Origin of the sequence: Streptomyces sp. NPDC001851 (assembly GCF_040297165.1) — a bacterium.
Lineage (GTDB): Bacteria > Actinomycetota > Actinomycetes > Streptomycetales > Streptomycetaceae > Streptomyces.
The window spans coordinates 1-1,143 of the sequence record NZ_JBEOYR010000089.1 but is presented as its reverse complement, the minus strand read 5'-3'; the positions used below and the strand labels follow the sequence as shown (position 1 = coordinate 1,143).

Here is a 1,143-nt window from a genome sequence, read left to right as displayed (position 1 = left end):
GGCGAGCGCGCCTCGGGCCGGCGGAGCAGCCGCTGGAGCTGAGCGCCGGCGATTACATCAGCTACTCCGCCGAGCGCGAGCACGTTTTCGAAGCGCTGGAGCCGGAGACCACCGCCGTGATGTTGATAGAACAGGGTTAGCCCGGGCGTTGAAGGTCCGTTTATTGAAAATGATTCTCAATTATATTAGTGTGCCCGCCTGTTTTGACGCCGGGGCAGGCGCGTAGCCCGGCGTCGCCGTTTATTGCCCTTCAAGGACCGAAGATGAAAATCGCTATTCCTTCCCTGCTGTTATTCGCCGGTTTGACGGCAACGCACCCGGCCACCGTGTTGGCCGCTACACCGCCCGTCGCGGCGGATCAGGGCCAGAACGACACGGCCAACAACGATTTCAGCTTCGTGCGCTATCGCGCGGATTACCGCGTCAACGCCACCGCCACCACCGTGAAGACGGAAAGCTACGAAGTGCTGCTGAAGACCAAGGCGGCGGTCGAAAAATTCAGCCAGATCCGCCTGAGCTACAGCGAAAAAATGGAAACGCTGGAGGTGGTCGCCGCCTACACGCTGACTGCCGACGGCCAGCGGCACGACGTGGCGCCCGATCGCATCTATACCCAGGAGAGTTACTCCAGCGCCACGGCCCCGCTGTATGCCGACCGCAAAGTGCGCGTCATCGTGTTCTCCAACCTGGCGCCGGGCTCGCGGGTGGTGTATGAGCTGCGCCGCACGCAAAACACCCCGTATTTCCCCGACTATTTCGGCCTGTGGGAGACGTTCAGCGTTTTCGATCAGTTCGACGACGCCGAAGTGACCCTGCAGGCACCGGCCAAGCTGCCGATGCATATCTTCACGCGTGGCGTGGAAGGCGGGGACAAGCCGCAGATCCGCAACGGCCAAGCGCACTGGCGCTGGCATTATTCGCGCAGCGCGCCGATGAAGGCGCAAAACTGGGCAGCGGACAGCTGGACCTTCAGCCCGACCATCATGGCGAGCACCTACCGCGAGTGGCCGCAGTTGGCCAAGGCCTATCAGCTGAAGGCCGGTGCGGCGGCGAAGGTGACGCCGGGCATCCAGGCACTGGCAGACAACATCACCGCCGGCATCAGCGATCGGCGCGAGCAGGCGGAGGCCCTCTATCGCTGGG

Annotated in this window: 1 protein-coding gene; it reads left to right on the top strand. The window is 63.1% G+C overall.

The features are described from left to right. Window positions 1-263: 263 nt before the first annotated feature. Window positions 264-1,143: DUF3857 domain-containing protein (locus ABT171_RS41680; RefSeq protein WP_351252176.1), on the top strand; the 880-nt coding region annotated here is incomplete at its 3' end.